Genomic DNA, 26,385 nt, shown 5'->3' on the forward strand with positions numbered 1-26,385 from the left:
CCCGCCTGCCTGAGTTGAGAAAGAGCCGGGCGCGATCATGGCAGTTCGGCGCGCTGTAGGACAGCGGGCCGTTTCATGCGGGCTGGAGGCTGTCGGCGATCGCGCGCAGATGGGCGAGTGCCGGATTGCGGGCGTCGGGGCGGACCATCAGCAACTGCTCGACCATCGGCGCGTCGACCAGCGGCACGAAGCGCACGCTGGTCATGGCGAGCCGCCGCAGCGATTCCGGCACGATCGCGACGCCCAGCCCTTCGCCCACCAGGCTGACGATCGTCTGCTGCAACTGGGTTTCGAGCAATATGGCGGGTGGCGCGGCCAGCCAGCCCAGGATTGCGCGGCGCAGCGTGGGGGTCACATCCGCGGGCGAGAGGATGAAGCGTTCGCCGGCCAACTGGTCGGGGGTGAGGGCGCTGGCGCTGGCCAGATGATGGTCCGACGGGACGACGGCGGCGAGCGGCTCACGATAGAGCGGGCTGGCGGCGAGGCCGCGCCGGGCACCGGGATCGAAGCCGATGGCAGCGTCGAAGCGCCCCTCCATCACACCGTCGGCGAGCATCATCGGCAGCGTTTCGCGCAGGTGCAGCGTCACGTCTGGATGGGCGGTGGCGAAGCGGCGGGTGAGCAGGGGCACGCTGCTATAGGCGGCATGCATCATGAAGCCGATCGTCAGTTCGCCAAGATCGCCGGACTGCCAGGCGCGGGCATCGCGACAGGCGCGGTCGAGCGCGGCGATGATCTGCCGGGCATCCTCCAGGAAGCGGGCGCCGGCCGGGGTCAGCACGGCGCTGCGCGAATGGCGCTCGATCAGGCGGACGCCCAGTTCCTGTTCCAGTGCGGCCACCTGGCGGCTGAGCGGCGGCTGGGTGACGTGCAGCCGTTCGGCCGCGCGGCCAAAATGCAGCGTTTCGGCGACGGCGACGAAATAGCGGAGCTGGCGAATATCGATCATACGGAAACAGTATCAATCATTCCATGCAATGGCATTGGTATGCATCGATCCGGCGGCGTAGGCGAGCGCTGTTTCCGCTGCCCCGAAAGTCCGTCCGATGTTGTCCGTGCTGCTGATCGTCCTGCCCATCTTCGCGCTGATCGGGGCGGGATGGATCGCCCGCAGAAGTGGCGTGCTGGGGCCGCATGCGACCGGCGAGCTCAATCGCTTCGTGGTGTGGCTGGCGCTGCCGGCGCTGCTGTTCGACATCGTGGCCAAGGCGCGGTGGAGCGACATCTGGCAGCCCGGCTTCATCGCCGTCTTCGGCATCGGCGCAGAGCTGAGCTTTGCCGCGACGCTGGTGCTGCGGCGACGCGGGGGACGGCATCTGGCGGATGCGACGGTCGACGGACTGAACGCGGGCTATGCCAATACCGGTTTCATCGGTTTTCCGCTGGCGGCGACGATATTGGGGCCGGCATCGCTGGCGCCGACTTTGGTGGCGACGATCATTACCGTCTGCCTGCTGTTCGCGATCGCGCTGATCCTGATCGAGATCGGGATGCAGAGCGAGCGGCGGCCGGGGCACATGATGGCCAAGGTCGCACGGTCGCTGGCGACCAATTCGCTGCTGGTGGCGCCGCTGGCCGGTGGGCTGTTCCTGGCCTTTGCCATTCCGCTGCCGGCGCCGCTCGACAAGTTCCTGTCGCTGCTGGGCGGTGCGGCATCGCCCTGTGCGCTGGTCGCGCTGGGCCTGTTCATCGCCGAGAAGCGGGAGGGCGCGCCGCCGCCAGCGGGGGCGGTGGGGTTTCTGGTCTGCATGAAATTGCTGGCGCAGCCGCTGCTGACCGGGGCGCTGGCGCTGGTCTTCCGCCTGCCGCCGGCGCTGGCGGCGACGGCGGTGCTGATGGCGGCGCTACCGACCGGCACCGGTCCGTTCATGGTCGCCGAATTTTACGGGCGGGAGGCCGGTATCACCGCGCGGGTGGTGCTGGTCTCCACCATCGCCTCGCTGGTGACCATTACCCTCTATCTGAGCCTGCGCTGAGCATCAGGGTGACAGGGCGTTGCGCTTTCGCGCGCAAGGACAGGCCGTTAACAAAATAAATACTCGTCTTTGCTCTGCTGAGGGCGCAGGTTTTGCTGCTCCGATGGCGAATGAAGATGGGGGCCGGACTTGCGGCGACGGATCATTATCTTTCTGGCCCTGATATTGGCGATATTGGCGATCGTCATTCCACTGGCACTGACCGTCCATTTTTCGCGCGAGCGGGCGATTGCCGCCGAGCGCGCGCATATGCAGGAATATGCCAACTGGACGCTGCTGCGCGCCGAACAGGTGCTGACCGACGCCAAGGATGTGCTGGCGCAGGTCGGCAAGGGCGATTGTTCCGTCGGTCATATCGAGCGGATGCGCCAGTTGGCGATCGACAGCGGGGCGGTGGAGGAAGTGGGCCATTATGATGGCGATCGGCTGGCCTGCACCGGTTGGGGCAAGGTGCCGGCGGATGTCGTCATCGGGCGTGGGACGCCTTCGGCGACGCTGGCAGGCGGTTATGCGCTTCATCTGCATGTGAAGCCGCGCATCAGCCATGCCCGCGAGGTGATGGTGCTGGGCTATCGCGACCATAATGTGCTGATCCTGCCGCAGCGGCTGGTCGATGTCTTGTCCGACAGCCACATGATCCTGGGCATCGCTACGCGGCAGGGGACGCTGATCGCCATTACCGGGCGGGCCAATGACGGGCTGGTCGGACAATTGAGCCGGCAGGCGATGACCGGGATGGACGATACGGACATCTATGCGTCGGTGCAGCGCGGCGACCTGACCGCCTTTGCCATTGCCGACCGCAGCGCCATCGACGCGAAGCTGGGCAGCGAGATGCGCCTGCTGTTGCCGATCGGGCTGGTGGCGTCCGCGATCCTGATGCTGCTGATCCTGTGGGTGTCGCGCCAGCGCCTGTCGCCGGAAAAGGAACTGAAGCTGGCCATCCGCAAGCGCGAGTTCCAGGTTCATTATCAGCCGCTGATCGAGCTTGCGACCGGCTATTGCGTGGGCGCCGAGGCGCTGGTGCGGTGGCGGCGGCCCGATGGCCGGTGGATAGCGCCCGATCTGTTCATCCCGCTGGCCGAACAGAGCGGGCTGATCCTGGACATTACCGACCATGTGATCGAGCAGGTGGTGGCGGACCTGCACGCCATGCTGCTGGCCGAGCAGCAGGTGCATGTGGCGATCAACATTTCCGCGCGCGACCTGGAAAGCGGCCGCTTCCTGGACGTGCTGGAACGCGAGATAGCCAAGGCCGGCATCGCGCCGGGCCAGATCTGGCTGGAGGTGACCGAGCGCAGCCTGATCAACCCGGACACCGCCCGCGCGACCATTGCCCGCGCGCGCGATGCCGGGCATCTGATGGCGATCGACGATTTTGGCACCGGCTATTCCAGCCTGTCGCTGCTGGAAACATTGCCGCTCGACGCGCTCAAGATCGACAAATGCTTCATCGATGCGAGCGGCCGGGATGCGGCGGCCAGCGTGGTCATGCCCCATATCATCGGGATGGGGCGGGCGCTGAAGCTGAACCTGATCGCCGAAGGGGTGGAGACGCGCGAACAGGATGCCTATGTCCGCAAGGCCGGCGTCCAGTTCGCGCAGGGCTGGTATTATGCCAAGGCGCTGCCGGCGGACGAGTTCATGGCTTTCTATCGCGACTATAACCGGGGCAAGCGATCCCGCTTCCTGAGCGTCGCGGCCTGAGGATCAGTCCTTGCCCTTGAGCGCGGCGGCCAGCGAGACGGTGGCGCTGCCGCGGCGGGCCGGGGCGGCCTGGCTGGCGTCGGGTTTCCAGCCGGACAGATAGATGAGCGCCATCTGTTCGGCGGTGCGGCCGTCGGGATCGGCGGCGTTGGCGAAATGGGCGGCGGCGCGCATCAGCACGTCGCGCGACAGGGCCGGCGGGCGGGTGGCGAGCGCATTGCCCGCGCCCATGCCGCGCAGATCATGCATCAGCCGGACGATGTCGCCATAGCGGATATTGAGCGTCTCGCCATCGGCCACCGGCATGGCGAAACCGGCGCGGCTGAGCAGATCGCCGGCCGAACGGACATCGACCTGGGGATGGACATGCTGGCCGGGGCGGTCGCCTTCGGCCGCGAGCAGGGCGGACTTGAGGCGGGCCAGGCTGCCGGCGCCGGCAAAGGCGGCGAGCATCAGCCCGTCGGGCCGCAGCACGCGGCGCATCAGGATCAGCGCGCCGGGCAGATCATTGACGCTGTCGAGCGTGCCGCAGGCGATGACCAGGTCGAAACTATTGTCGGCAAAGGGCAGCGCATCCTCGTCCGCCTGCACGCCGCCGGCCCGCTGCGCCGCGAGGAAGCCGGGGTCGGCGCAGGCGACGCGCTTGCCCATGGCTTCGAGCGCGGCCTTCGCGCTGCCGTCCGGGCAGCCGACCAGCAACACTTCGGGCAGGTCGCGCTGCACATCGGCCAGCCGTTCGAGCAGTTCGTCCAGCATCGCGCGGTGGAGGAAGTCGTGATCGGCAAAGGCGCCGAGCATCCGGTCGCGGTGGCGGGCGCGCAGAGCGCGGTCGAAAATGTCGGGGCGGGTTTCGGGGGCAGTCATGGCGGGCCTTGTGCATCGGGGACGAAGCGGGGACAAGGCAGATGATGTCGCTGGTCCCGCTTCTCAAGACCGTGATGCGTCCGGTCATGGATTATGCCCTTCCGCCGCGCTGCCCCGGCTGCGGTGCGATCGTCGGCGCGGATCATGGTTTCTGCCTGGATTGCTGGAGCGGGATGCGGTTTCTGGGGCCGCCCTGCTGCGCGCGCTGCGGCCTGCCGTTCGCGCATGAGATGGGCGAGGGCGCGGCCTGTGGCGCATGTCTGGCCAATCCGCCGCCCTTCGACAGCGCGCGGGCGGTGCTGGCCTATGGCGATGTCGCGCGGACCGTGGCGCTGCGCCTCAAATATGGGCGGCGGATCGGCCTGGCCCGGCTGGTGGCGGGGCAGATGCTGCGCCATGTGCGGCCGGAGATGGAGGAGGCGCTGATCGTGCCGGTGCCGCTGCATCGCTGGCGACTATGGGGGCGGGGCTTCAACCAGTCGGCGCTGATCGCCGATCATCTGGGGCGGCTGACGGGGCTGGCGGTGGACAAGCATGGCTTGCGCCGGGTGAAGCGGACGCAGCCGCTGCGGGGCATGAACCCAAAGCAGCGGGCCAAGGCGGTGCGCGGCGCCTTTGCATTGGGGCCGGACCATGGGTTGGCGGGACGGACGGTTTTGCTGGTCGACGATGTGCATACCAGCGGGGCGACGGCGGCGGCCTGCGCGAAGTTGCTGAAGGCCGGCGGCGCGCGCGAGGTGCATCTGCTGTGCTGGGCGCGGGCGTTACCTAGAACCGGCGACGATTGACAAAGCGCGCATTCCCCCCAATTTCGGGGCAAAGGAGTTTTACCGAGATAATGGCAAAGGTCGAAATCTATACCAAGGACTGGTGCGGCTATTGCGCGCGGGCCAAGGCACTGCTGGAGGGCAAGGGTGTTGCCTTCGAGGAATATGACATCTCGCTGGGCGGTCCCAAGCGCGAGGAAATGCTGGAGCGGGCGCCCGGACGCACCACCGTGCCGCAGATCTTCATTGACGGTCAGCATATCGGCGGCAGCGACGATCTCGCCGCGCTGAACCGCGAGGGCAAGCTCGACCCGCTGCTGGGGCTGTAAGCCCGATGCGCGCCGCCATCTTTCAGATGACGACCGGGATCGACCCGGCCGCCAATGCCGCCGCGATTGAGGAGGCGGCGAAGCGCGCCAAGGGGGAGGGGGCGGACATGCTCTTCACCCCGGAAATGGCGGGCTATCTGGACCGCGATCGCAAGCGTGCGGCGGCGACGCTGCGCGGCGAGGCGGACGATATCGTGCTGGCCGCGGTGCGCGAGGCGGCAGCGCGCGAGGGGCTGTGGATCCATATCGGATCGCTGCCGCTGAAAGATGCGCGCAGCGACGGGCGCTGGGCCAATCGCAGCTTCATGATCGACGATCGCGGCGAGATACGGGCGCGCTACGACAAGATCCATCTGTTCGACGTCGACCTGGCATCGGGCGAGAGCTGGCGCGAATCCTCGGTCTATGGGCCGGGGGAGAGCGTGGTGGCGGTCGATACGCCCTGGGCGCGGATGGGCTTTTCCATCTGCTACGACATGCGCTTTCCCGATCTCTACCGGGCGCTGACCAATGCGGGCGCGACCGTGCTGCTGGCGCCGGCGGCCTTCACCGTGCCCACGGGCCAGGCGCACTGGCATGTGCTGCTGCGCGCCCGCGCGATCGAGGCGGGCTGCTTCCTGATCGCTGCCGCGCAGGCGGGCGAGCATCAGGACGGGCGCACCACCTATGGCCATAGCCTGGTGGTCGATCCGTGGGGCGATGTGCTGCTGGACATGGGCGAGGGGGCGGGGCTGGCCCTTGCCGATCTTGACCTGACCCGCGTAGAGGCGGTGCGCGGGCGGGTGCCCGCTATCGCCAATCGGCGCGTGATACCGCAGGATGTTGAGATCAGGTGATCGTTTTCGACCTTAAGTGCGAGGGCCAGGGCCATGTCTTCGAGGCCTGGTTCGGTTCCAGCGCAGACTATGCGGACCAGAAGGAACGCGGCCTGCTGGCCTGTCCGCTGTGCGGCGACACGCGGGTCGGCAAGGCGCTGATGGCGCCGGCGGTGGCGGCCAAGGGCAACCAGCGGCGCGAGATCGTCCAGCAGCAGCCGGCGGCCGAAGCGGAGACGGCACCGGTGGCGGCCGGGCCGGACGAGGCGAAGATGCGCGCGCTGGTCGAGGCGCTGGCGGACGCGCAGAAGAAGGTGCTGGAAGGCTCGACCTGGGTCGGACGCGGCTTTGCCGAGCAGGCGCGGGCCATGCATTATGGCGAGCAGGACAAGGGCAGCATTCATGGCGAGGTCGCCCCGGCCGAGGCCAAGGCGCTGGCCGAGGAAGGCATCAATGTCGCGCAACTGCCCTTTCCGGTGATTCCGCCCGAAGCGAAGAATTGACCGCGCGCGCCGCGCATAATAGAGCCGGCGCCGCGTGCACCCGTAGCTCAGCAGGATAGAGCATCAGATTCCTAATCTGAGGGCCATGGGTTCGAATCCCGTCGGGTGCACCATTTTTCTCCAATAAAATCAAAGATTTGAAGCTCTGACCTTGTTGCTTCACAGGGGCGGAAACGCCTCGCATCATACGTTTTATCATACGGTCGAGGTAATTGAGGGTAAGCTTGGGTAACGTCCGCGCCCCTCAGCCACACCAGCGTATGATGATGCGTATGATTCGACAGAGGTCGGATTATGGAACTGAAGTGGAATCATCAGGCGCTGGTCGCACTGAAATTTGAGAGTGCGAGATACATAGACCCCAAGGGTAACCGGCTCTCGCTGGTCGTCTCCAAGAGCAGCAAGATTTGGCGCTGGCAGGCGCGGGTGAATGGTGTGCCTCGGACGCTTACGCTGGGGAAGTTTCCAGCCGTGGGGCTGGCGGGCGCTCGCGCCAAAGCTGGTCAAATTCAGGCTGATCACGACGCAGGCATCGATGTCCATGTCAAATATGGCGCTGGCTTGGCGGCCCCGGATGCAATGCCAGTAGCTGAAGCAAAACGGGCGGGCATGACGTGTCAGGAGGCATGGGATCGCTACATCAGCGGCCTGAAGGCAGGAACCAACCTTCACGGCAAAGCACGCAACAAACCCCGCACAATCATCGAGAAAGAAGGGATGTGGACGCGGCTATGGGCTGAGGAAATCGGCGGCACTCTTATGGATGAAGTGACCGAAGAGGCGCTTTACGATGTCATTCAGGGCCTTCGCGACGATGGCTATATGGGGGCGGCAAATTCCACGACGCGATACATCAAGGCATTTTTTCGGTGGGGCAAGCTGGAGAAGCGCGCCACGGGGCTCAGGACCAATCCAGCGGAAGACCTGCCCGTTTCGCAGTTGCAGGCACGGGACCGGTATCTAACGGAAAACGAAATCCGCTACCTGCTTACTGCGTTGCAAGCGGAAGATCAGATTTGGATGGATGCCTACCGGCTCGCGCTGATGACGGGGCAGCGGAAGAATGAGATATTTGGCGCGTTGAGGTCGGAGGTGGATATCGGCGCGCGTCACATCACGATCAGCGCAGATCGCATGAAACACAATCGAGCGCACGTCGTCCCGCTCACACAGCAGGCGTGGGAGATTGTCGAGCGGCGGTTGAAGGCAACGACATCGCGCTACCTGTTCGCGGCCGGTGACGGTGACAATCATCTGACTGGCTTTTCCAAGCGGCAGGCCGCGATCAAGGCGGCCGTGGTAAAATTGGCGGCGGCCGATGGTATTGAAGTGGCACACTGGTCATTTCACGATTTGCGACGCAGCGTCTCAACTCATATGAACGGCTTGCGCGATGAAGGTGGCAATCGTCTCATCGCCAAGGATCACATTGAACGGGTGCTAAGCCACATCATTCGTGGAGTGGAAGGCACCTACGACCGTAACGATTATTATGCAGAGAAAAGGCGGGCGTTAATGCTGTGGGCCAATCGTCTCGACACGATCGCAAAAACGCCGAAGCAAGCAACAAAATGAGTCGTTGAACGTTGTCTATATTGTCCATGCTGCGCGTTCAGCGACCGCAGTGCGGCGACCCTAAATTCGATCTTCTCCTCCGAAGATTACTTCCCGGCATTGCCGGGCCGATTTTTTGTCGTGAGGATATCAACGGGTCAAAGCCTTAACGAAAAATTCTCACTTCAGCGTCATCATACTGGTCACAACAGATCGCTTTTTTCGACGATCCGAATTTGGCAGCGGCGACTTCAATGGCCCGGCGACCATAGCGCCGGGCCATTTTTCTGTTGCTAACGAAGTGCAAAGACGTAGGATTGCGATGCTCTGAAAATCACGATGCTTCTCCCTTAGGCCCGGCCCGACCGGGCCTTTTTGTGTCGACGCTCGGTGAAGGTCGTTGTAAAGGTTGGATGGGCGATCCGGTTATTCGCTGGGAGACCGAACCCTTTCAGCATGATCGGATCGTCCACTTCAAAGCCCGAAGCTCTCTCGGACATGGGCTTCATATTCGTCCCATTCGCGCTGAGTCCACCAGAAGCCGCTGACTTCAAAGCGTGGTTCTTCGACAGGGCGCACCCGACGATCGACGGGAAACGCGATCACATTGTCGTTGTCATGCTGGCGGTCATGGTCGGGCTGATGCTTGTTCATGATGGTCCTCCCCCGGTCGTTGGCGTATCCCTGTGCCCGGCCGGTAGGGCGCAAGGATGGGTTGCCTTACCCGCATGGGTAAGGGTTCAGCGCAGCCCCGCGCTGCGCCGATAAAGTGATTGATGATTTCGGAAAATTGGTGACCGCGATGGGCGGTCAGGTGGGGAGGTCAACGCCTCCCCAGATCGTCAGGCTGCGATGGCGCGCAGAAAGGCGATTTCTTCGTCCGCAAGGCTATGCGCACCGTTGACCGCTAGCCAATTGGTGAAGGCATCGACATCCCCTTCAAACGAAATGTCTTTGTTACGGACGTCCAGTTCGAAATCGTGGCTTTTCACTTTCAAGCCATTTTTCAGATCGAACATTGCCACGTTGCCCGCTGCCATCGGTCGCCCCATAAGGAGGAAATCGCGGATGCGAACCATCTTGGCGATCATCTGGAGGGGCGATGCGCGCACGATCGTCCCGGTCTTGTCGATCACGTCCCCATCGTCGTCGATCACAAGATTACCGTCATCATCCCAATCGCCCCACCGGCTGTCAGCGCCCCAATGGATTGCGCCGCGCTCGCCATCGGGCCACCTGCTCATACGGCCGGTGTCACCATCAGCGTCGCGCACAATCCATGTCGCGCAACCCGGCACGAATTCCATTGCTTGATCGCTTTCGGCGGCTTCCCTGACGGCTTCCAAATTTTCGGCCGTCACGACGATAAAGTCTTCCATACTCATTGCCCTTACGCGCATATTTGCTGCCACCGGGGGGCGTGCGCCGCGCCTCCGGTCATTTGGCTGTCTCAGATTAGTTGGGTTGATATTCGGCCTTTGCCTCTTCGAAGGCTGCTCGCATACCATCGACGCCACCGTGTTCCGTTAGCCACGACATGAACTTGACGAAATCGCCGGTAAATTCGCCGACCATGTTGTCGCGATCATCATATGTAAGCTGGATATTGTGATCGCCATCCTCAAACAGATTGCTGAATCGAATCGCAAAATCAGGGTGGGTGATAGTGACATAAAGCAAGGGATCACCTTCGACGTCATCCCACTTGGTCGTTATGGTCGCAGCGGCGACCGTCCATTCCAAATCCACTTCCGCGTCGTCGATCGTGGTGTTGACGATGTTCATCAGTGCGTATTCGAAATCATCATATTCGGTCCAAATTTCATACGCGTCCATATTATTAAAGTCCTTTATTCATAGCTCTCCCGTCTTCGGGACCACCATGGCCCCGGACGGCATAGGCACCAGCAGATGAGGTGCCCTAAAATTTCAGGTGTTTAGAGCGGGAGCCTTGGCTTCAACGCTTCAGCGGCGTCGATGATTTCGGGCCACATGCCGATCGCCTTCAGATAGCGATGACCCGGTTCTTCCAACACCAGTGCGTCCACGTCCTCGCCATCCGCGTCACGATAAAGGTCAAGGCCGACGAACTCTTCATTTTGATAATCGCGTGCGTCCAGTACATCGTTCCAGTCGAGGTCGAAGACGTCGGTCAGTTCGTTCATCTCGACGGAACCGAACCCGCACAGGCTCGCGATAGCCAAAGCCCGCATCACCGAAAGCTGGCCCGTTGTGACCGTGACGCGAGGGGCGAAGAAGCGGAAGGGGTCGTCGTTGGTGGTGGTGGCAGCGTTCGTAACCATGTGAAACTCTCTCTCGATATAGCTTTCCCGTCTTCGGAAGCGCATCGCGCCCCCGGATAGGTTTCAAATTGTCAGATTAGATCAGTCCAGAATGGACGGAATTTTCAGACCAGTCACTGGCAGTGACGTCCACGTCTGGGTTACAAGACGGGGGCCGTCCGCCAGATTGTCGATGATAGCCTTGTCCCATTTGAGCGGGGCTTTGCGCACGCCTTCAACAGGGGGTGGAATCAGGCCTTCACGACGACGACGATCGAAGGTCGCTGCGCTGATTTTGAGCCGGGCGGCTGCCTGATTTTTGGAATAATACATGCGCTTGAACCGTGATCGTTGCTGACCCGATGGTTATGCACCATTGATCAACATTATGCAAGGCGCAAAAGTATCAATTTTACCTCTATATACGGTAAAATCAGCCGCTTCAAGCATTTTTTATCACCAATTATGAAGCCTGATTATGGTAAGATGTTGATTTTATTCAGATGGAAAATTCGGGATAAATTTTATCGCATGATGTTTTGCCGACCAAGTGGCGAAATCCGAATCGTGGGTAGATGCGCAAACAATGGGACCATCGTTATGTCGAACGATGGTCCCGGCAATTTGACCGCTGAACAGATTTTTTAGGCTGCCACCACATAGTTGCGTGCGCGGTCGCCGCCGCCATGAATGTGGGAGGCTCGGACCGGGATGATCTTGCCAGACCGCAAGCGGCGGTAATGGGCGCGCCGATCATGCGGGCAGCGCGTGCTGCCAGTAGGTTCTGCGGATGCGATCCTGTGGCCCAGATCGTGCTTGTTATAGCGGATGCGGATCATGTCGCGAATGGGGCTTTCATCGGCCTTGGCCCTTCGCGAGTTGATACTGCGCAACTCTCTGTCGTTGCACTGGATTTCCTCGGTCGTGTTGGATCGGCGGAGAAGCAACGTCGCAAGGATCATTTTCGACCAGTTCGCTTGTGCATCTTGATAAATTCCCAGCTTTTCTGCGGGAAGGAAGTCTTCGGCGAAGCTGGTCAACGCCCGGTCCAACGTGGCGGCGTGCATGTCATAGTTGAGCTTGGCGGCATGGTGGTGCCAACGCGGCTGGCCAGCATAGTTGAAGTAAACGTCAATCAGGAGGTTGTCATCGCTCTGACGCAGGTCAAACACATTGACCAGCCCGCCATCGCGCCACCGGTAAACATACAGGCAGTGCGGGAACGGCAAACGGAATTGGCCGCTCTCGCGAAGGTCGAGCCAGTCGGCCCACAGTTCATCCCGCCGCTGGCGAGGCAAAATGTTGGGGCTTTTCAAATCGTCGAGATGACCGAAATCAAAGGCGGGCAAATCCCAGTTATTGCCAACATCAATGGCGCGGATGCGCCTTGCGTCAATACGATCGAAAACCTGACCGTTACGCGCAGCTTCCGCAAAGCTTGCGACCACATGCTTGATCACCGCCATCATATATCTCCTTAGCCAAGGAGACATCCGGTGGTGGCCAATCAGGTGTCAGAGACGGCCACCTCTGGTTGTCTCGCCTAATGCTCGGCGATCGAGGGAGAGGTGGTGTTTCATTCCGCCTCTGTAATCGATGTCGCAAAGCTTTGAAAGAGAGAATGAAAATGGAGCCATCGTCATGTCGCAACGATGGCCCCACCCAATTTGATCACAGATATTTAGCGATGAAGTGATGGAAAGCGGCCCGACGCGAAATATCAGCGATAACCGCCGTCAGGCGTCCGGTCATATGTGTTCGTGAAAATGTAGCGGCAAAGCGCAAGATATCGCGGCGTATGTGGGCGGGTCTGCCTCAACTCGGCCTCAACTTCTTCCATGGTCATGCTCCAGACAGAGCGCTCGGTGATGGTTGTATCAGTCATAAATTACCTCATCTGTTGACCACCTATTTATTGGTTTTGGCGCAGCAGCCCAGAATAAGGCTGAAAACATGAAATAATATATTGAACGGCGAAATCGCGGTTAGGTATAAATAATATCGGACGCTGTAGCGGCGACTGGTTAGCTAGTTTGAGCGATTAGGATAAATAATATTGACAGCGGATGGGCAATCTATCTAAGGTCATCATATTACCTCTGAAGACAAAAAGCCGAAAGCCAGCGCGACCGCTACCGCGCTGGCTTTTTTGTTATGGAGGAAATTGAGTGATAACTATTTTGACGTCGCGGCATCGCGATTTGTGCAAGACCGTCACGCGTGACGATAAGGGCTGGATCATCAAAGGATATGAAGGCGCTGCTACCTTTGATGTCGATACGGTCGATGACATGCGCACGAGCGACGACCTTTATGATGTGCTGCGCTGGCTTAACGATCAGCCTCGATCGTGCGTCATCCGTGGCGGCCTGATCGACCAAGCCAACAGGCGCGATGTTCGCCGCCGTTACCTTCCCGCCACTGGTAAGCCAGACCCGGCTTTCAAATCGGTCGACCGAAACTGGGTCTGCATCGATTTCGACAAAGTGATGGCGCTGCGCGGGCTGGATACTGCGGCCGAACGCATTGACTGGCTGGTATCGTTGCTGCCTGATTGTTTTCAGCGGACCAGCTACGTCTACCAGTGGTCGTCGAGTGCTGGGCTGCGCGGTTGGGATGAACTGTCAGCGCATATCTGGTTCATGCTAGATCAGTCATACGCTGACAGCGACATCAAGCGGCGCGCGGATAGCCAAAACTGGATGTGTGACCTATCGCTGTTTCAGCCTGTCCAGCCCCACTACACGGCTGCGCCGCTCTTCCACGGCTGCGCCGATCCCTTGGAGCGTGAGCGCGTTGGGCTGGTCCGCAAGGCGTCTGACACGGTCACGCTCGACCCGTATCGGCCGCCCGTCGAACACAAGCGGAAAGTGCCTGTGATGGACTTTACCGTCTCGGCCGATCGTTCTGTTGTGGCTTCGTTCGAAGATGCCATGGCAGAGGTCGGCAATCCACACGTTCATGCGCCCCTTCTGCGCGCCAGCATGCACTATTATCGGTCCACGCAGCAGCCTGACCGCGAATATCTCATCGATCGCTTCAGAGAGGCTACGGCCCTGTCAGGCCGCGATTACGTCGATGATAACTATCTAGCGGCGATCGTGGATAGCGCTGCCGCGAAGGCGTCTTATGCGCCAGCAGAATATACCCTTTCGGCCTATCTTGAGGCCAAGCGGACCCTGAAGAAAGTGAGGAAAAATTGAAGTGACTGACATTGTCCAACTGAACGAAAAGCGCGAACCGGAGGACGCGCTGAAGGCTCTGAATAACCTGATCGATCAGGCGAACCAGTCGATGGCATCGGCCATCGCGGCGAACGATACGAAGCTGATGAATTCCAGTACGACCGCGCTTAAGCAGTTGGTCGCCCAGCGTAGGGCGCTGGTGCCAGCCCAGATGAGCGCCGAGGATGCAGCAGAGGCCATTAAGGCGGACATCCGCGTGTGGTTGGCCGATCGTGATTACCATTATGTGCTGGGACAGGATCGCTACTGGTTGCGTGACGGTACTTCATGGATGCCGGTCACGGAAAAGGCGTTGCAGCACGAACGACTGGGGCTGCGTGACGCGATGGAATTCGCGCTCTTCATGGATGTGATGCGTGAAGATCGGCGCTGGTTCGATCGCTGCACCTACACATTTAAGCCGGTCCCGGCGAACGTCCTGAACATGATGCGCGTCGATTTTTGCCCGCGACAGTCTGGGGAATATCACTGGATATTCGATACGTTGTTGGCGTCGATCGGCGGCGGCAAAGCCGACAACATCGAACATATCGAACGCCTTATGGTCGCGAAATACCTCCACCCTGAGAACGTCCAGCTTCCTGCGCTCATTTTTCAGGATGAAGGTGGCACAGGTAAATCAGTGTTCGTCGCGACGGTGTGTGCGACATTGTTCGGTCAATCGGCCGTGGCGGACAATCTGTCGATGGATACCGTTTGCGGCAAGTTCAACGCACAGTTGGAAGGTAAGGCGCTGTGGTTCATCAATGAAGCTGCGCGTGGTCGGTATTCGCTAGATGACCTCAAGCGGATTGTTGGTAGCGACCGGATGACGGTCGAGCATAAGGGCTTGAATAGTTTCGAAATCGACATGACGGCTTTGATCTTCATCAGCGGCAACGACGTCGATGGATCGGTCATGCTATCGGGCGGCGGTGTCGACCGTCGATGGTCTATCGTAATCGGTGGCGAGCCGATCTCCAATCATCTGGCCCGGAAAATGGACTGCGATACCGCCACAGCGCTGGACTGGCTGTTCGGCGAGGGCAAGGCCATCCTGTCCGATCGGGATCAGGTAGGGCGCTGGATCAACGCCATGATTGAAAAGCACGGCGATGTGCGCCGTCTGGAAGCCCTTCACGGTGGCGACTACGCCAAGCTGCGTCGTGACCAAAAGTCGATCGAAGACCGTCTGTTCGAAGCCGTGTTCGCAGACGATCATTTCTCGCATATCAAGTGCAGCACGTTGTTCGACCTCTACACCCGGTTCTGCAAAGAGGCGGCGCGGAAGCCCAAGGCCCGATCCAACCTTTACGCGATGCTGGAGGCGTGGGCGCGCCGGGAAAACGTCGATGTCAGCCGTGGCGAACATAACATCTCGATCAACGGTCAGCGGTCCAAGGTGGCATTCTTCCGATCCAAGGGGGCGATGGTCGAGGGAACCAACGATGGTCGATACTGGATTACTGACGATTTTGGCCGGTCGAAACCAGCGATTGATCTTGGATGATAAGGGGAGGGGGCTTCGGCCCCCTTTTCACTTACTCACCTACTCACCACCTACTCACCCGAATTGAATCTAACATATTGTTATTATTGTATTTATTTCCTATGTGAGTAAGTGAGTAAGTCATTTTAAAATCTCTATAGAGAACGGAAAAGGCATTCGCCTTTTCCTATACTGGGAAAATTCGGCACCTACTCACTACTCACCCACTCAGACGCTTACGTAGAGTGGCGAGCTTAGATGCGCTGGTGCTCATCTACACGCATCATGGGAGCGGCCAATTTCGCGAAGTCTTCGACCATCGCCCGTGCCGCAGCAGCGCTGCGCTTGCTCCGCCTGATCTGGTCCTCGCGTTCTGTTGCATCGAAACGGTCCCAATTATCAATATCGATCTTGAGAGTCCGGTAAGCCATGACGTGACGTCGGATATTTACCGCGACGCCGTAAATATCGTCATTAAAAAGAAATTGAACGGTCTCGACTGCTATACTGAAATCTCTGAAGGTAATGCCTGTAGAATTTTCATCGCTAAATCCTGTGTTCGAAGAAAAAATTACGATATCGCTGAAACATTTCATTCGTCTATCGTAGAGTTCTGCCCTCATCGATATGCGCTCAATCTCAACTTGGTGACCGAGTATTTCAGTTTGTCTATCCGATATTTTGGTCTGTATTCGACCCACCCATACTGCGCCAGCTACTGCTCCAGCGCCAGTCGCTAGCGTGGCGAAATCGCCCCATTCAAATGCCCAGCAGTCGATCCAACCCAACTGATGATCGAGAAGATACAAGCAGATGGCGATGATGGCCGCTGCTGCCATTCCATTTCCCACCCATCTGACCATTGGGTTGGCCACCGTCTCGTCTTCAATGCTTGTCAAATCTCTTCCCCCCCCGCAGTGCGGCACTTTCGCTGCCAGATTTACAGCCCCTGATAAAGCCTCTTTGACCGCTCTGGCTTGCCAACGAAATCTGTTCGTTTAGTGCCGCTGCGATGCCTAGTTCGTTTAGTCAAAAGCCAAAATTCAGACCCGGCATCATCGAGAGCCAGATGCGGCGGACGGCAGACGCGCACGATCGGTCTCGGCCGCTACTGGAAGTCATTTCCACCATGCACGGCGCGCCGATCCGCGACATTGTGCGAGCACTCAACTCGGCTGGTCATCGTGCGGCGCGTGGCGGTCCTGTGACGCATAACACTGTTGCACGAGCACTAGCGCGGATGGGAGAGGAGGCACCGCAGCCGCCACGGGAACGCGCTCGGAAGGGCGCTAAGGCGGTCAAAACGATACGCGCACGAGCCGAACGGTATGAGGTGTTTCGCACTCCAGCCTACGCCTATCTGCCCCTTTTGGATTATCGGCCGGAATGGTTCTCCGGTCGAGGCTGCGACCCGTCGGCTGGTGATGGCAGGATGCTGCGGGAAATCATTTCGCGGGGAAATATGGGGCTGCATTGGGCTAATGACATCCGCGAGGAGGAAGCCGCAAAGCTGGCTGACATTGGGCAGGTTACCGTGGCGGATTATCTCACGATGGACGATCCGCCGCGAAGTGACTTCTTATTGACCAATCCGCCTTTCACATTGGCGAAGGAGTTCGTCGAGCGGGCGAAAACGCATGTCAGCGGCCCTATCTGCATACTTCAATCCATCGGCTGGCAGACCACCCAGCGCCGCGCGAAATGGCTTCGAACGGCTGGGCTGGCGCATGTTCTCAACCTGCCGAAAAGGCCGCAATGGGAAGTCGATGACGCGGGTGGCAAACCGGTGAAATCGAATGTCTGGGACTATGCGTGGTTCGTCTTCTTGCCGGGATATGAGGGTAGACCGCAGATGGATTGGCTCTCCGATAATTAGATCGATGACGTGTATCGACTTTGACGAAATGATTTCCGACGCTGCTGCGCGTCTCGCAACGATCGATATCGACGACGATATGCGTGTTGCGATGCGTCTGCATAATCTGCGCGTGATGATCAACGCCGATCGGCGCGGTCGTATACGCCGTGATCGACGGCCGTAATTCGATCCGAAATTTTAGCGGGATTCAACCGGTGCGTTTTCCGGTTCGTATTCGAGTTCATAAACAGGTTCGTGTTTGTGTTCGTGTTAAGGACGCTAAAAGTTCGTCCGAAATTCATCCGAGTTTTTCACGATATAATTCGTGATTAAATCCGGTTCGCGTAAGTCTATTGACCGAACCGTCAATATGCGTGTGCGCATTGCGGTCGCCAAATGGTACGTAATAAGAGTGTTGGAAGAGTGTGGAGTGACACTGTCGCGTTGACGTTCTACGCAGTCCGTGCGAATATTCCGAACATTCGGAGAAAATCCAGCGAATATCTCAAATTTTTCTTGCGCCGAATCCATGTGATGGTCATTAACGAAATAGGCCACCAAGGATATCACTCCCTGATGGCCTATTCGTCGAACCGGGTTGCCGCCCGGTTCAAATCAGAGGTCGAAATGTCCTCACCCGTAAGAAAAGGAACAGAACGTGGAACCTCCATAGCCTCAAGGGGCCGCCCCGGCAGTCAATGACTGTCGGGGCTTCCTCGTTAGTGGGTAATGACGATCGCGTCAATATTCCGGCATCAACCTGACCAGATGTTGATGCTGGGGTAGATAAAATATTTCAGGGTCGACGCCGAAATCTGAATATCCAGCAGATGGGCCATGCACCTTGATTCTACCTTCGTTGTTCAACTGAACTAATTCTTCATGAAGTGCGTCAGGATTTACTCCCTCGACGTGCAGGCTTCCATTCACCGCAGCGACTGGACCATTTTGCAGGCGCTGGAGGATTTTGGTTCGGGCTTCACTCATAGGATTGCACCCCTGATTGACGTTTATCGCCGTCAGGCCCCGGCAACGACCGTCATAGCCGATGTTCCCATGTTGTTCCACCCTTCGCTCGCGTGGATCGCGTTGCCTAATTAAGGGAATGAACCTCTAGTCACCTCGGCCGCTGGCCGCGCTATCATCACCGCCTATGAAGGCGAACGTCTCACCGCCTACCTTTGCCCAGCCAAGGTCTGAACGATCGGAGTCGGCCACACTGGTTCTGATGTCCGCAAGGGCCAGACCATTACACGTGAGCAATCGCAAGCACTGTTGTCCGCCGATCTTGCGCGCTTCGAGGGGGCTGTGAACAGGCTGGGCGGGAAGATGACGCAGGGTCAGTTTGATGCGCTTGTGTCCTTCGCGTTCAATCTCGGTATCGGCGCACTGGCAAAGTCTACGCTGCTCAAAAAGCATCAGGCTGGTGACTATGCGGGGGCAGCCAAGGAATTTGCCCGGTGGAATAAGGCGGGCGGGAAGGTTCTTGCTGGATTAGTGAAGAGGCGAGCGGCGGAAGCAGCGCTGTATCAAGCTTAATGTCTATCGGCGCGGCATCGACGAATGGTCGCCGTGATGACGGTTGGCCTGTAGGTTCAGGCGCTTCATGCCTGTGCGTCAACGTGTGGCTATATAGAGCGAAGCGCCTAGCGCGGTGAGTTTAAATTCTATGATAGCCTCATATTTCATGTCGGGAATGCCGCCACGAGAATCCACCCTATACGTCGAACGAAATCGATCAGGGGCTATGCTGATCTCTTTGTCGATCAGCCCTATGTTGAACAAATGTTCTATGCATCGCGTGCGACGTTCATGGGAAGCGGAGTCAAAAATATGCCCTGCATATTTCTCTGTCCACCGCTTCCACAGTAGCTTCTCCCGAAGCTCCTTCTGCTCGGTAGATTCATCCCAAGTAGGTTGGAATTCGCATAGGGCTTTGAACGCTTTTGCATCATATGGCGTCAATTGACCCAATATACCGATAAGACGTCGATCAAGCGCATCTTCATCACCATTTGACGCCTTCGTAAGCAGCTTCGCGAACAAGGTTTGAATTTCGTCCTCGTCTTGCTTGGTGGCTTCCTCAAACCAAGCAAGGGCGTATCTCTCCGGAATTTTCGCCGTGTTCAATTTCAAGCCTAGCGCCTGAACCTGTTCATTGACCTTCACCTGAATTTTGGCGGCGTTGGTGAGCCGCCAAGCTGCAAAGCGGTCGCCGAGAACGAATTGCCATGCGTCGCCGAGGGTGTTGCCGATGGGTGTTAGGGCGTCCTGAATGGGTTTGATGATATCGCCAATGCCAAGTGACACCTATTGCTCTTCCTTCCCGTCAGGCCGCAATCATCGCGGATTCAATCTTCCGGCGAAGATCGTCAATCATCTCGCCATCTCGCGATGTGATGGCTTGGGCCTCCGAGGAGGAGGTCATCAGGAAAAGTTGATATTCAACGATTTTGGACTTGAGCCAAAATCGGTAAGCGATGAAGCCGAAGATCGCCGCAATTACCAGCGTGGTGATGGCCCCTGAGATGCTTGGGCCAACCAGCGATCCGAGGCCAGCGATGCCGAAGATAAATGCTAGGAGTCCGAAGATCACGGTCCCTATCGGGCCATGCGGCTTTCTCTCGCGCACTTCTACGGTATTGATTTTATTGATCGCGTAGCTCTTCGCGCCGAACCGCGCGAAATCTTTGTCGACAGTGACGTTCATAATTCCCCCAAATTGCATCTGTGGTTCTGCCCCTGACACAGGATTTGCAAATGCAGGGTTAACAGTAAAGTGCTTTGAAAATGACGCACTGCCATGCGCTGCGGGTTGAACAATCCAAATATCGACAGTAATAGCGCCCCTTGCCCTGAGCGATCGGAGTGTTCAGCGGCCCGCCTGTCGGTCGGGGCACACCATTTCTAGCATAATCGCGGCTTGCGCGGCCGTCTGACTGACGATGAAGTAAATAGTCACATGGATGACTATGACTTTGCAATTCTTGCGCTTGAGCGCATTCTCGACGCCATCGACAAGCTGGTCGATGCGGCCGAAACCATTATCGATGCGATGCCGGAGGATGGCCGGGGTGAAGAAGGATGATCCGCATCATCGTCATGCTGGCTAACGCGTTGCTTCTTCTAAACCTCTAACCGACGATGCCTGACCTTCCCCGCATCCTTGGTCAACGCCCCCGCAAGCGATCCATTGGCGGCAGCGCAACCCTGCGTGACCATAGCCGTGGCTATCGTCGCCGTTGTGCATCGATCCTCGATGCCGAACCACTGTGCCGCTATTGCCGATCGGAAGGCCGGATCACAGCGGCTACGGTCATCGACCATATCATTGCGTTGGCGTTGGGCGGCAGCAATGATGCGGCCAACCTTGCGCCCGCCTGTGTCGATTGCAACGCGAGCAAGGGTAGGGTGGAACAGCGGTTCGTCAGCCGTGGCTATGATGTGGTGGATGTGATGCAGGAGCCTGAACTGGCTGTGTGGATCAAACGATCTTTAGCATGAAGAAGCTGTTGGAATGCCGTTGATCATGAGGCAGTTACGAGCATCAATATGAGAGGTGTTCATGCTCGTTACTCATGCTCAGGTTCAGAAAGCTGTAGAAATTGCTCGTGGCCTCACCGATGACGAACTACGGTTAAAGGCAAAGAGCGGCCGTTCGCGGTCGTATTTCATCATGGACCGAAATCGGCCCCTTCCCATGAAGGCGATCGTGCGGCTTGCCTATATCGAAGCCAAGAAGAAATGGGACGGTCCACAGTCCCGCGCTGTGGCTGATGAACTGCGCAGCACCTTCACTATCCGTCATTCGGTTGTCGAGGTTGAGCAGGAACGGTTGGATCGTCAGCGCGAAAGCGTGGAGCGTTGGAAGCGGGATGGAAAGTTCAGGACCGCGCTGCTTGATCTATTCGATTCAACCTGTGTGATCAGCGGGTGCAAGGTGCTTGACGCTATCGATGCGTCCCATATCTGCTCGGTGGCTGATAAGGGCGAAGATCATGTGACCAATGGCTGGATTATCCGCGCAGACCTTCATCGGCTGTTCGATGAGGCTTTGTTGTCGATCGATCCGAGTGACGGTCGTGTCCATATCTCGCCCGACTGCATGGACAGCTATGAGGATTATCACGGCAAAACCATCGCGCTTCCCAAGGGTGCTGCATCGCTGTCGGACTTTGCAACGCACTGGTCGGAATTTCAAAAGCGGAACGCCGTCTGATCGACTTTGGATAAATAATATTGAGCGCGAAGGCCGGGTCGATCAGGTGGTCGCCCCGGCTCTGTCCGCCCCATATATAGGGGCGGGTGAAATCATATTGTCCCAAAATATGGGATAACCGCCGATCAGGTTTTTTCTCACGTTTCCGAATTAAAATTCGCCATCATATAGAATGGCCAGCTGCAACAATCATATCCTTATAGAAGATGGAAACGCTTTTGTAATCGTGAGGTAGTTCTTTTGCATTTTTCTGAAAAATCTCGTCATATTCTAGGGCGAAGAAATTTCGCCAATCGTTTGCATCTCTGCCGTAGAGAAAAGAGCTTAGACTTTTGTTCATAATCTGACTGAAGGTGTTTATGTAACTTTTGGCACTGTGATTTTTTGGCGCAAGCTCGCCTGTTTGCCTGTCGTGAATGTAAGTGGTTATTTTCCAGTTTGATAGTTCTGCTGAAGTTGATTCATTGATTCCCTTGTCTACCGCCGCCGCATCAGACGGCTTTCCAGAAAAAATTGCCCAAACTATCGCGAGAAAGCGGACCGGTTCAAATTTTATAGGGTAAGGCCAAGACGTATAAGCAGTGATAATAATTTCAGCACACTGAACTAAATCTCGTTGGCTGAGGCGAAAGTGATCTGCCCAGCTAGTTAAGACAAGTATAGGCGGAAAATTTGCTGGCGTTGTCCAAAAAATATCGTCTATATTTATACCCCTATGGCTAAATATATGCTCAATAAACTTCCGTCGGTCCGAAGGCCTGAATATAAAAGTCCTATCGAAGAATTTTCTGAGATATTTTTTTCCATCAAATTCCAATCCATAAATGGCTTTAATAGAGTGGCATAGTTGATCGTTGTCTGTGGATACAACGAAAACGATGCCATCTATTTGAAATAGATGTTTAATTTCTTCCAATAGCTTTATCGCATATGTGGGGCGACAACGGTCGAGTTCGTCTACAAATACGAAAAGTGGAAGAGGTAAAGATTTCTCTTCATGAATTTTCTTTAGTGTCTCGGCAAATTTTCCGCGAAATTCCTCGATAGATTTTGTGGCTTTTTCATGGGCTGCAAGGCGCTGGTTGATGAGTGTGTCGGCCGCTTTCTCCGTCACTTTTTCAACAATATCTTCTCCAACCTCCGAAATTGAGGAAACTTCTGGTGAAATATTGGTGTTGTCTGCTTGCAGCGCATTCGAAATTTTATCGATGGAAATGCCTGTTGCTAGCTTCAATAGGTGAACAGCTAACTGTTTTGATGCCTCTGCCGCGACAATTCCCAATTGCCCCTTAGCTTTTTCAAAAGCCCGTGAAGCCGGAGAATCTTTCTCGATCTGCGGTGAAATTGCCGCATTCATTGCCGCCATAACGGTTGTCAGTGGGTCAGATGAGAGGTCGTCTTGCCAAGCGTTGACGTAAGCGACAAGATGCCCTTGTGCTGACAAATCTTGAGCAATGGCTTGTATGAAAAAGGTCTTTCCTTCCCCCCACGCTGCGTCAAGGTTTAATATATAGGATGCCACATCACCAGTCTTTGCGCGAGCTTCGTAGCGCTCGCGCAGTAGTCGTATTAAGTGTTTTCCATCTTCTTCACGGTCCAGCTTGTCTTTGTCCCATGGGTTCGTCGGGTTCGTGCTCATGCAGCTATCCATCATAAATACCTGATGCAACGTGGCAAAAAACTGACTGACCCTCAACGCAAGAAATTGGCTGGCACTTTCAAACAGTGCGTCGATGGCAGGACTACGACCATCGCGGCGGTTGAGCGCGACATCCCAATCCAGCCCGACTGGATGAGCGAAGCGGGCAGGGCGGTATGGGCGGCTGATCTAGAGAAGGTCGTGGCGACGGGGGCGACTAGCATCGATGCGGGCGCGTTCGCCCTATACTGCGAAACGATGGCGGTGTTCATCCAATCAGTGCGGGAAGGGGCACCCATGAACGCGGCCTATCGATCAGAACTGCGCAAGCAGATGGAATTGTTGTCTATCGCTGGAGCTAAGTCCCGCTTGGCGAAGATCGCGCAGGATGGTGCGGTAAAGGCCAGCCCCTTCAGCGTTCGGCCACGCTAAAGGGGCGGTGCCGCTCAAATCTGAGGCAATTGTGCGGTTTCAATCTGCCGCAGGAATTCCTCGATGTTCGCCTGAACGGAACGGCTGCCCGACTTGCGCGAACGATTTACGCCTACATAGTCCGACGCGCCACCATGGGTCTGGATTTTCGTCGAGTAGACCGTCTGCCCGGTGTTACGGTCAACCAATTCGTAGGTTGCCGTGGTCGCAGCTTTGTATCCCAAGCTCTGGATATCCAGTTCCAAGATTTTGACGATCAGGGATGTTGATTTCCACTGAGAAGTGACCCGGGTAGGGCGTAAATTTCCACTAAGAATTGACCCATGTTGAACTCGTCCCTGGCTTTGGCAAGCGAGGGTATATGGAGTGTTGGACATGGCGTTATTGAGCGTTATCCGGCGCTGGCATTTTCGCGATCATCTACCGATCCGGGAGATAGCGCGGCGCACCGGACTATCACGCAACACGATCCGCAAATATTTGCGGTCCGAGACGATCGATCCGCGATTCAAGGTGCCTGATCGACCAAGCAAACTGGATCCATTTGCTGAGCATCTGGCGGCCTGGCTGCGGCGCGAGATGGGCCGATCGCGCAAGCAGAAGCGCACGATCAAGCAGTTTCACGCCGATCTGGTGAGCCTGGGTTATGAAGGATCCTACAACCGGGTTGCCGCTTTTGCTCGGGACTGGCGCGAAGATTATCGGCGCCAGCAACAGATTGGCGGGCGTGGGACATTCGTGCCCCTGTCGTTCGCGCCGGGGGAAGCTTTCCAGTTTGATTGGAGTGAGGACTGGGCAATCATTGCCGGGGTTCGGACCAAGCTGCAGGTCGCGCACTTCAAGCTCAGTTACAGCCGGGCATTCATCGTGCGCGCCTACCTTCTGCAAACCCATGAGATGCTGTTCGACGCCCATAATCACGCCTTCCGCGTGCTGGGCGGCGTGCCGCGCCGGGGTATCTATGACAATATGCGCACGGCCGTCGACAAGGTCGGGCGTGGCAAGGAACGCACCGTCAACGCACGCTTTCTGACGATGGTCAGCCACTATCTGTTCGAAGCCGAGTTCTGTAACCCGGCTGCGGGATGGGAAAAGGGGCAGGTCGAGAAGAATGTCCAGGATGCGCGGCACCGTCTGTGGCAACCCACGCCGCAGGCCGAGAGCCTTGATGCGCTGAACCTGTGGCTGGAGGAGCGCTGCAAGGCGTTATGGGAGGACATCTCTCACGGGATCGAACCCGGGTCGGTTGCCAATGCCTGGGCCGATGAATCTGAGTGTCTGATGGTTGCGGGCAGGCCCTTCGATGGTTTTGTGGAATATCGCAAACGGGTATCGCCGACCTGCCTCATCCACTTTGAGCGCAATCGCTACAGCGTACCGGCCTCTTTCGCCAATCGCACTGTCAGCCTGCGCGTCTATCCTGATCGCTTCCAGGTCGTCGCCGAGGGGCAGCCAATCTGCGCACATCAGCGCATCATCAACCGCTCTCACGACGGTCCAGGTCATACGGTTTATGACTGGCGCCATTATCTGGCGGTCGTGCAGCGCAAACCCGGCGCCCTGCGCAACGGAGCGCCCTTCCTTGAGCTACCCGATGCGTTCCAGCGTCTGCAGCGACATCTGTTGCGCAATCCCGGCGGCGACAGGGAAATGGTCGAAATACTGGCGCTGGTTCTTCATCATGATGAGCAACTGGTGCTGACGGCGGTCACCATGGCGCTGGAGGCTGGCGTTCCGACCAAGACCCATATCCTCAATCTGCTCTATAGGCTGGTCGACGGAAAACCGATCTCCACGCCGCCGGTGACGGCGCCCCAGGCGCTCAAACTGGTCAGCGAGCCGATGGCCAATGTCGAACGCTATGATGATCTGCGCAAGGAGAAGCGTCATGCGTCATGACCCTGCCAGCGGCGCCATCGTCGTCATGCTCCGCAGCCTCAAGATGCATGGCATGGCGCAGGCCGTCACCGATCTCATGGAACAGGGATCTCCAGCCTTCGAAGCCGCCATCCCGATCCTCTCCCAGTTGCTCAAAGCCGAGACAGCAGAACGGGAGGTTCGGTCTGTGGCCTATCAGCTCAAGATCGCGCGCTTCCCTGTCTATCGCGATCTGGCCGGCTTCGACTTTACCAGTAGCGAGGTCAATGAAGCTCTAGTGCGTCAGTTGCATCGCTGCGACTTCATCGACATCGCCGACAATATCGTGCTGGTCGGCGGTCCTGGCACCGGCAAGAGCCATGTGGCAACGGCGCTGGGCATCCAGGCCATCGAACATCATCGAAAGCGCGTCCGCTTCTTCTCGACGGTCGAACTGGTCAATGCGCTCGAGCAGGAAAAAGCACAGGGCAAGGCCGGTCAGATCGCCAATCGCCTCCTGCACTCCGATCTCGTTATCCTGGATGAGCTTGGATATCTGCCGTTCAGTGCTTCAGGTGGCGCGCTGCTCTTCCATCTGCTGAGCAAACTCTACGAGCGCACCAGCGTCATCATCACCACAAACCTGAGCTTCAGCGAATGGGCCACCGTGTTCGGCGACGCCAAAATGACCACGGCGCTTCTCGATCGGCTTACCCATCACTGCCACATCCTGGAGACCGGCAACGATAGCTTCCGCTTCAAAAACAGCTCTGCCAAGCAGGCCAGAACCCAAAGGAGAAAACCACGGGTTGACCCACCCATGACACCCGAAACATAATCCGCAGACGGGTCACTTCTCGATGGAAAACC

The 26,385-nt window shown here is 57.8% G+C and carries 32 protein-coding genes and 1 tRNA gene; 18 read left to right on the forward strand and 15 right to left on the reverse strand.

Annotation, left to right across the window (positions count from 1 at the left end):
• Positions 1-73: 73 nt before the first annotated feature.
• Positions 74-949 (reverse strand): LysR family transcriptional regulator, encoded by an 876-nt coding sequence (locus tag VHN57_RS02255; protein WP_278986343.1) that lies wholly within the window; start codon positions 947-949, stop codon positions 74-76.
• Positions 950-1,046: 97 nt separating this feature from the next.
• Between VHN57_RS02255 and VHN57_RS02260 the strand changes: the two genes are divergently transcribed.
• Positions 1,047-1,976, forward strand: coding sequence for an AEC family transporter (locus tag VHN57_RS02260; RefSeq protein WP_423282582.1), 930 nt, complete (start codon positions 1,047-1,049; stop codon positions 1,974-1,976).
• Positions 1,977-2,105: 129 nt separating this feature from the next.
• Positions 2,106-3,683 (forward strand): EAL domain-containing protein, encoded by a 1,578-nt coding sequence (locus VHN57_RS02265; protein ID WP_423282584.1) that lies wholly within the window; start codon positions 2,106-2,108, stop codon positions 3,681-3,683.
• A gap of 3 nt (positions 3,684-3,686) precedes the next feature.
• Here VHN57_RS02265 and VHN57_RS02270 read toward each other — a convergent pair whose 3' ends face one another.
• Positions 3,687-4,547 (reverse strand): class I SAM-dependent methyltransferase, encoded by an 861-nt coding sequence (locus tag VHN57_RS02270; RefSeq protein WP_136187902.1) that lies wholly within the window; start codon positions 4,545-4,547, stop codon positions 3,687-3,689.
• 41 nt (positions 4,548-4,588) lie between these two features.
• On the opposite strand from VHN57_RS02270, the gene VHN57_RS02275 reads away from it, so the two are divergent.
• From VHN57_RS02275 to VHN57_RS02300, 6 genes are all read left to right on the forward strand, one after another.
• On the forward strand, positions 4,589-5,335 hold the full coding sequence (locus VHN57_RS02275; protein WP_278986347.1) for a ComF family protein: 747 nt from the start codon (positions 4,589-4,591) through the stop codon (positions 5,333-5,335).
• A 50-nt stretch (positions 5,336-5,385) separates the two neighbouring features.
• A complete protein-coding gene (gene grxC / locus VHN57_RS02280; RefSeq protein WP_010335902.1) occupies positions 5,386-5,643 on the forward strand; it encodes a glutaredoxin 3 in 258 nt (85 codons plus the stop codon).
• A 5-nt stretch (positions 5,644-5,648) separates the two neighbouring features.
• Positions 5,649-6,479, forward strand: coding sequence for a carbon-nitrogen hydrolase family protein (locus tag VHN57_RS02285; RefSeq protein ID WP_278986348.1), 831 nt, complete (start codon positions 5,649-5,651; stop codon positions 6,477-6,479).
• The gene (locus VHN57_RS02290) at positions 6,476-6,961 is read left to right on the forward strand and encodes a DUF1178 family protein (RefSeq protein WP_048938293.1); all 486 of its coding nucleotides are present in this window, start codon (positions 6,476-6,478) and stop codon (positions 6,959-6,961) included. Before VHN57_RS02285 ends, VHN57_RS02290 begins: the two co-directional genes overlap by 4 nt.
• A gap of 36 nt (positions 6,962-6,997) precedes the next feature.
• Positions 6,998-7,074 (forward strand) — tRNA-Arg (locus tag VHN57_RS02295).
• A gap of 181 nt (positions 7,075-7,255) precedes the next feature.
• Positions 7,256-8,536, forward strand: a complete 1,281-nt coding sequence (locus VHN57_RS02300; protein ID WP_313041697.1) for a tyrosine-type recombinase/integrase — start codon at positions 7,256-7,258, stop codon at positions 8,534-8,536.
• A gap of 453 nt (positions 8,537-8,989) precedes the next feature.
• Here the strand turns inward: VHN57_RS02300 and VHN57_RS02305 are convergent, their stop codons facing one another.
• The 7 genes from VHN57_RS02305 to VHN57_RS02335 form a co-directional block, all read right to left on the reverse strand.
• Positions 8,990-9,169 (reverse strand): hypothetical protein, encoded by a 180-nt coding sequence (locus VHN57_RS02305; protein WP_313041696.1) that lies wholly within the window; start codon positions 9,167-9,169, stop codon positions 8,990-8,992.
• A 188-nt stretch (positions 9,170-9,357) separates the two neighbouring features.
• Positions 9,358-9,894, reverse strand: a complete 537-nt coding sequence (locus VHN57_RS02310) for a hypothetical protein (protein ID WP_313041695.1) — start codon at positions 9,892-9,894, stop codon at positions 9,358-9,360.
• A 76-nt stretch (positions 9,895-9,970) separates the two neighbouring features.
• Positions 9,971-10,351 (reverse strand): hypothetical protein, encoded by a 381-nt coding sequence (locus VHN57_RS02315; protein WP_423282588.1) that lies wholly within the window; start codon positions 10,349-10,351, stop codon positions 9,971-9,973.
• Positions 10,352-10,452: 101 nt separating this feature from the next.
• Positions 10,453-10,818 carry a hypothetical protein gene (locus tag VHN57_RS02320; protein ID WP_423282590.1) on the reverse strand — a complete coding sequence of 122 codons (366 nt, stop codon included), beginning with the start codon at positions 10,816-10,818 and terminating at the stop codon, positions 10,453-10,455.
• Positions 10,819-10,899: 81 nt separating this feature from the next.
• On the reverse strand, positions 10,900-11,130 hold the full coding sequence (locus VHN57_RS02325; protein ID WP_423282592.1) for a hypothetical protein: 231 nt from the start codon (positions 11,128-11,130) through the stop codon (positions 10,900-10,902).
• A 311-nt stretch (positions 11,131-11,441) separates the two neighbouring features.
• Positions 11,442-12,266, reverse strand: coding sequence for a hypothetical protein (locus tag VHN57_RS02330; RefSeq protein WP_423282594.1), 825 nt, complete (start codon positions 12,264-12,266; stop codon positions 11,442-11,444).
• Positions 12,267-12,517: 251 nt separating this feature from the next.
• Positions 12,518-12,682 carry a hypothetical protein gene (locus VHN57_RS02335; protein WP_423282596.1) on the reverse strand — a complete coding sequence of 55 codons (165 nt, stop codon included), beginning with the start codon at positions 12,680-12,682 and terminating at the stop codon, positions 12,518-12,520.
• 283 nt (positions 12,683-12,965) lie between these two features.
• Between VHN57_RS02335 and VHN57_RS02340 the strand changes: the two genes are divergently transcribed.
• Entirely contained in the window at positions 12,966-14,000 is a 1,035-nt protein-coding gene (locus VHN57_RS02340) for a hypothetical protein (RefSeq protein WP_423282598.1), read from the forward strand.
• 1 nt (position 14,001) lies between these two features.
• Positions 14,002-15,531 carry a DUF5906 domain-containing protein gene (locus VHN57_RS02345; protein WP_423282599.1) on the forward strand — a complete coding sequence of 510 codons (1,530 nt, stop codon included), beginning with the start codon at positions 14,002-14,004 and terminating at the stop codon, positions 15,529-15,531.
• Positions 15,532-15,764: 233 nt separating this feature from the next.
• Here the strand turns inward: VHN57_RS02345 and VHN57_RS02350 are convergent, their stop codons facing one another.
• Entirely contained in the window at positions 15,765-16,409 is a 645-nt protein-coding gene (locus VHN57_RS02350; RefSeq protein ID WP_423282601.1) for a hypothetical protein, read from the reverse strand.
• Positions 16,410-16,942: 533 nt separating this feature from the next.
• Here VHN57_RS02350 and VHN57_RS02355 point away from each other — a divergent pair.
• Complete coding sequence (locus VHN57_RS02355; protein ID WP_423282603.1) at positions 16,943-17,386, forward strand: hypothetical protein; 444 nt, start codon at positions 16,943-16,945, stop codon at positions 17,384-17,386.
• Positions 17,387-18,109: 723 nt separating this feature from the next.
• Here VHN57_RS02355 and VHN57_RS02360 read toward each other — a convergent pair.
• A complete protein-coding gene (locus tag VHN57_RS02360; RefSeq protein WP_423282605.1) occupies positions 18,110-18,355 on the reverse strand; it encodes a hypothetical protein in 246 nt (81 codons plus the stop codon).
• A 216-nt stretch (positions 18,356-18,571) separates the two neighbouring features.
• On the opposite strand from VHN57_RS02360, the gene VHN57_RS02365 reads away from it, so the two are divergent.
• On the forward strand, positions 18,572-18,907 hold the full coding sequence (locus VHN57_RS02365) for a lysozyme (RefSeq protein WP_313040316.1): 336 nt from the start codon (positions 18,572-18,574) through the stop codon (positions 18,905-18,907).
• Between the two features lie 78 nt (positions 18,908-18,985).
• On the opposite strand, the gene VHN57_RS02370 is transcribed toward VHN57_RS02365, so the two are convergent.
• Positions 18,986-19,678: an Abi-alpha family protein gene (locus VHN57_RS02370; protein WP_313040300.1), complete on the reverse strand. Its 693-nt coding sequence runs from the start codon at positions 19,676-19,678 to the stop codon at positions 18,986-18,988.
• Between the two features lie 19 nt (positions 19,679-19,697).
• Entirely contained in the window at positions 19,698-20,078 is a 381-nt protein-coding gene (locus VHN57_RS02375) for a DUF6232 family protein (protein ID WP_313040298.1), read from the reverse strand.
• 252 nt (positions 20,079-20,330) lie between these two features.
• Here VHN57_RS02375 and VHN57_RS02380 point away from each other — a divergent pair, with 252 nt between their 5' ends.
• The 3 genes from VHN57_RS02380 (at position 20,331) to VHN57_RS02390 (ending at position 21,587) form a co-directional block, all read left to right on the forward strand.
• Positions 20,331-20,456 carry a hypothetical protein gene (locus tag VHN57_RS02380; RefSeq protein WP_313040296.1) on the forward strand — a complete coding sequence of 42 codons (126 nt, stop codon included), beginning with the start codon at positions 20,331-20,333 and terminating at the stop codon, positions 20,454-20,456.
• 56 nt (positions 20,457-20,512) lie between these two features.
• Entirely contained in the window at positions 20,513-20,872 is a 360-nt protein-coding gene (locus VHN57_RS02385; RefSeq protein ID WP_313040294.1) for an HNH endonuclease, read from the forward strand.
• A 61-nt stretch (positions 20,873-20,933) separates the two neighbouring features.
• Positions 20,934-21,587, forward strand: coding sequence for an HNH endonuclease (locus VHN57_RS02390; protein ID WP_313040292.1), 654 nt, complete (start codon positions 20,934-20,936; stop codon positions 21,585-21,587).
• A gap of 163 nt (positions 21,588-21,750) precedes the next feature.
• Here the strand turns inward: VHN57_RS02390 and VHN57_RS02395 are convergent, their stop codons facing one another.
• Positions 21,751-23,226: a KAP family P-loop NTPase fold protein gene (locus VHN57_RS02395; RefSeq protein WP_423282611.1), complete on the reverse strand. Its 1,476-nt coding sequence runs from the start codon at positions 23,224-23,226 to the stop codon at positions 21,751-21,753.
• Between the two features lie 24 nt (positions 23,227-23,250).
• Between VHN57_RS02395 and VHN57_RS02400 the strand changes: the two genes are divergently transcribed.
• A complete protein-coding gene (locus VHN57_RS02400; RefSeq protein WP_423282613.1) occupies positions 23,251-23,658 on the forward strand; it encodes a hypothetical protein in 408 nt (135 codons plus the stop codon).
• A gap of 14 nt (positions 23,659-23,672) precedes the next feature.
• On the opposite strand, the gene VHN57_RS02405 is transcribed toward VHN57_RS02400, so the two are convergent.
• Entirely contained in the window at positions 23,673-23,903 is a 231-nt protein-coding gene (locus VHN57_RS02405) for a hypothetical protein (RefSeq protein WP_423282615.1), read from the reverse strand.
• 130 nt (positions 23,904-24,033) lie between these two features.
• Here VHN57_RS02405 and istA point away from each other — a divergent pair, with 130 nt between their 5' ends.
• A complete protein-coding gene (gene istA / locus VHN57_RS02410) occupies positions 24,034-25,557 on the forward strand; it encodes an IS21 family transposase (RefSeq protein WP_086485527.1) in 1,524 nt (507 codons plus the stop codon).
• Positions 25,547-26,353 carry an IS21-like element helper ATPase IstB gene (istB, locus tag VHN57_RS02415; protein WP_069338825.1) on the forward strand — a complete coding sequence of 269 codons (807 nt, stop codon included), beginning with the start codon at positions 25,547-25,549 and terminating at the stop codon, positions 26,351-26,353. The genes istA and istB overlap by 11 nt, the downstream gene beginning before the upstream one ends.
• Positions 26,354-26,385 lie beyond the last annotated feature (32 nt).

The sequence above is a fragment of the Sphingobium salicis subsp. salicis genome (assembly GCF_049472635.1).
Classification (GTDB): Bacteria; Pseudomonadota; Alphaproteobacteria; order Sphingomonadales; family Sphingomonadaceae; genus Sphingobium; species Sphingobium yanoikuyae_A.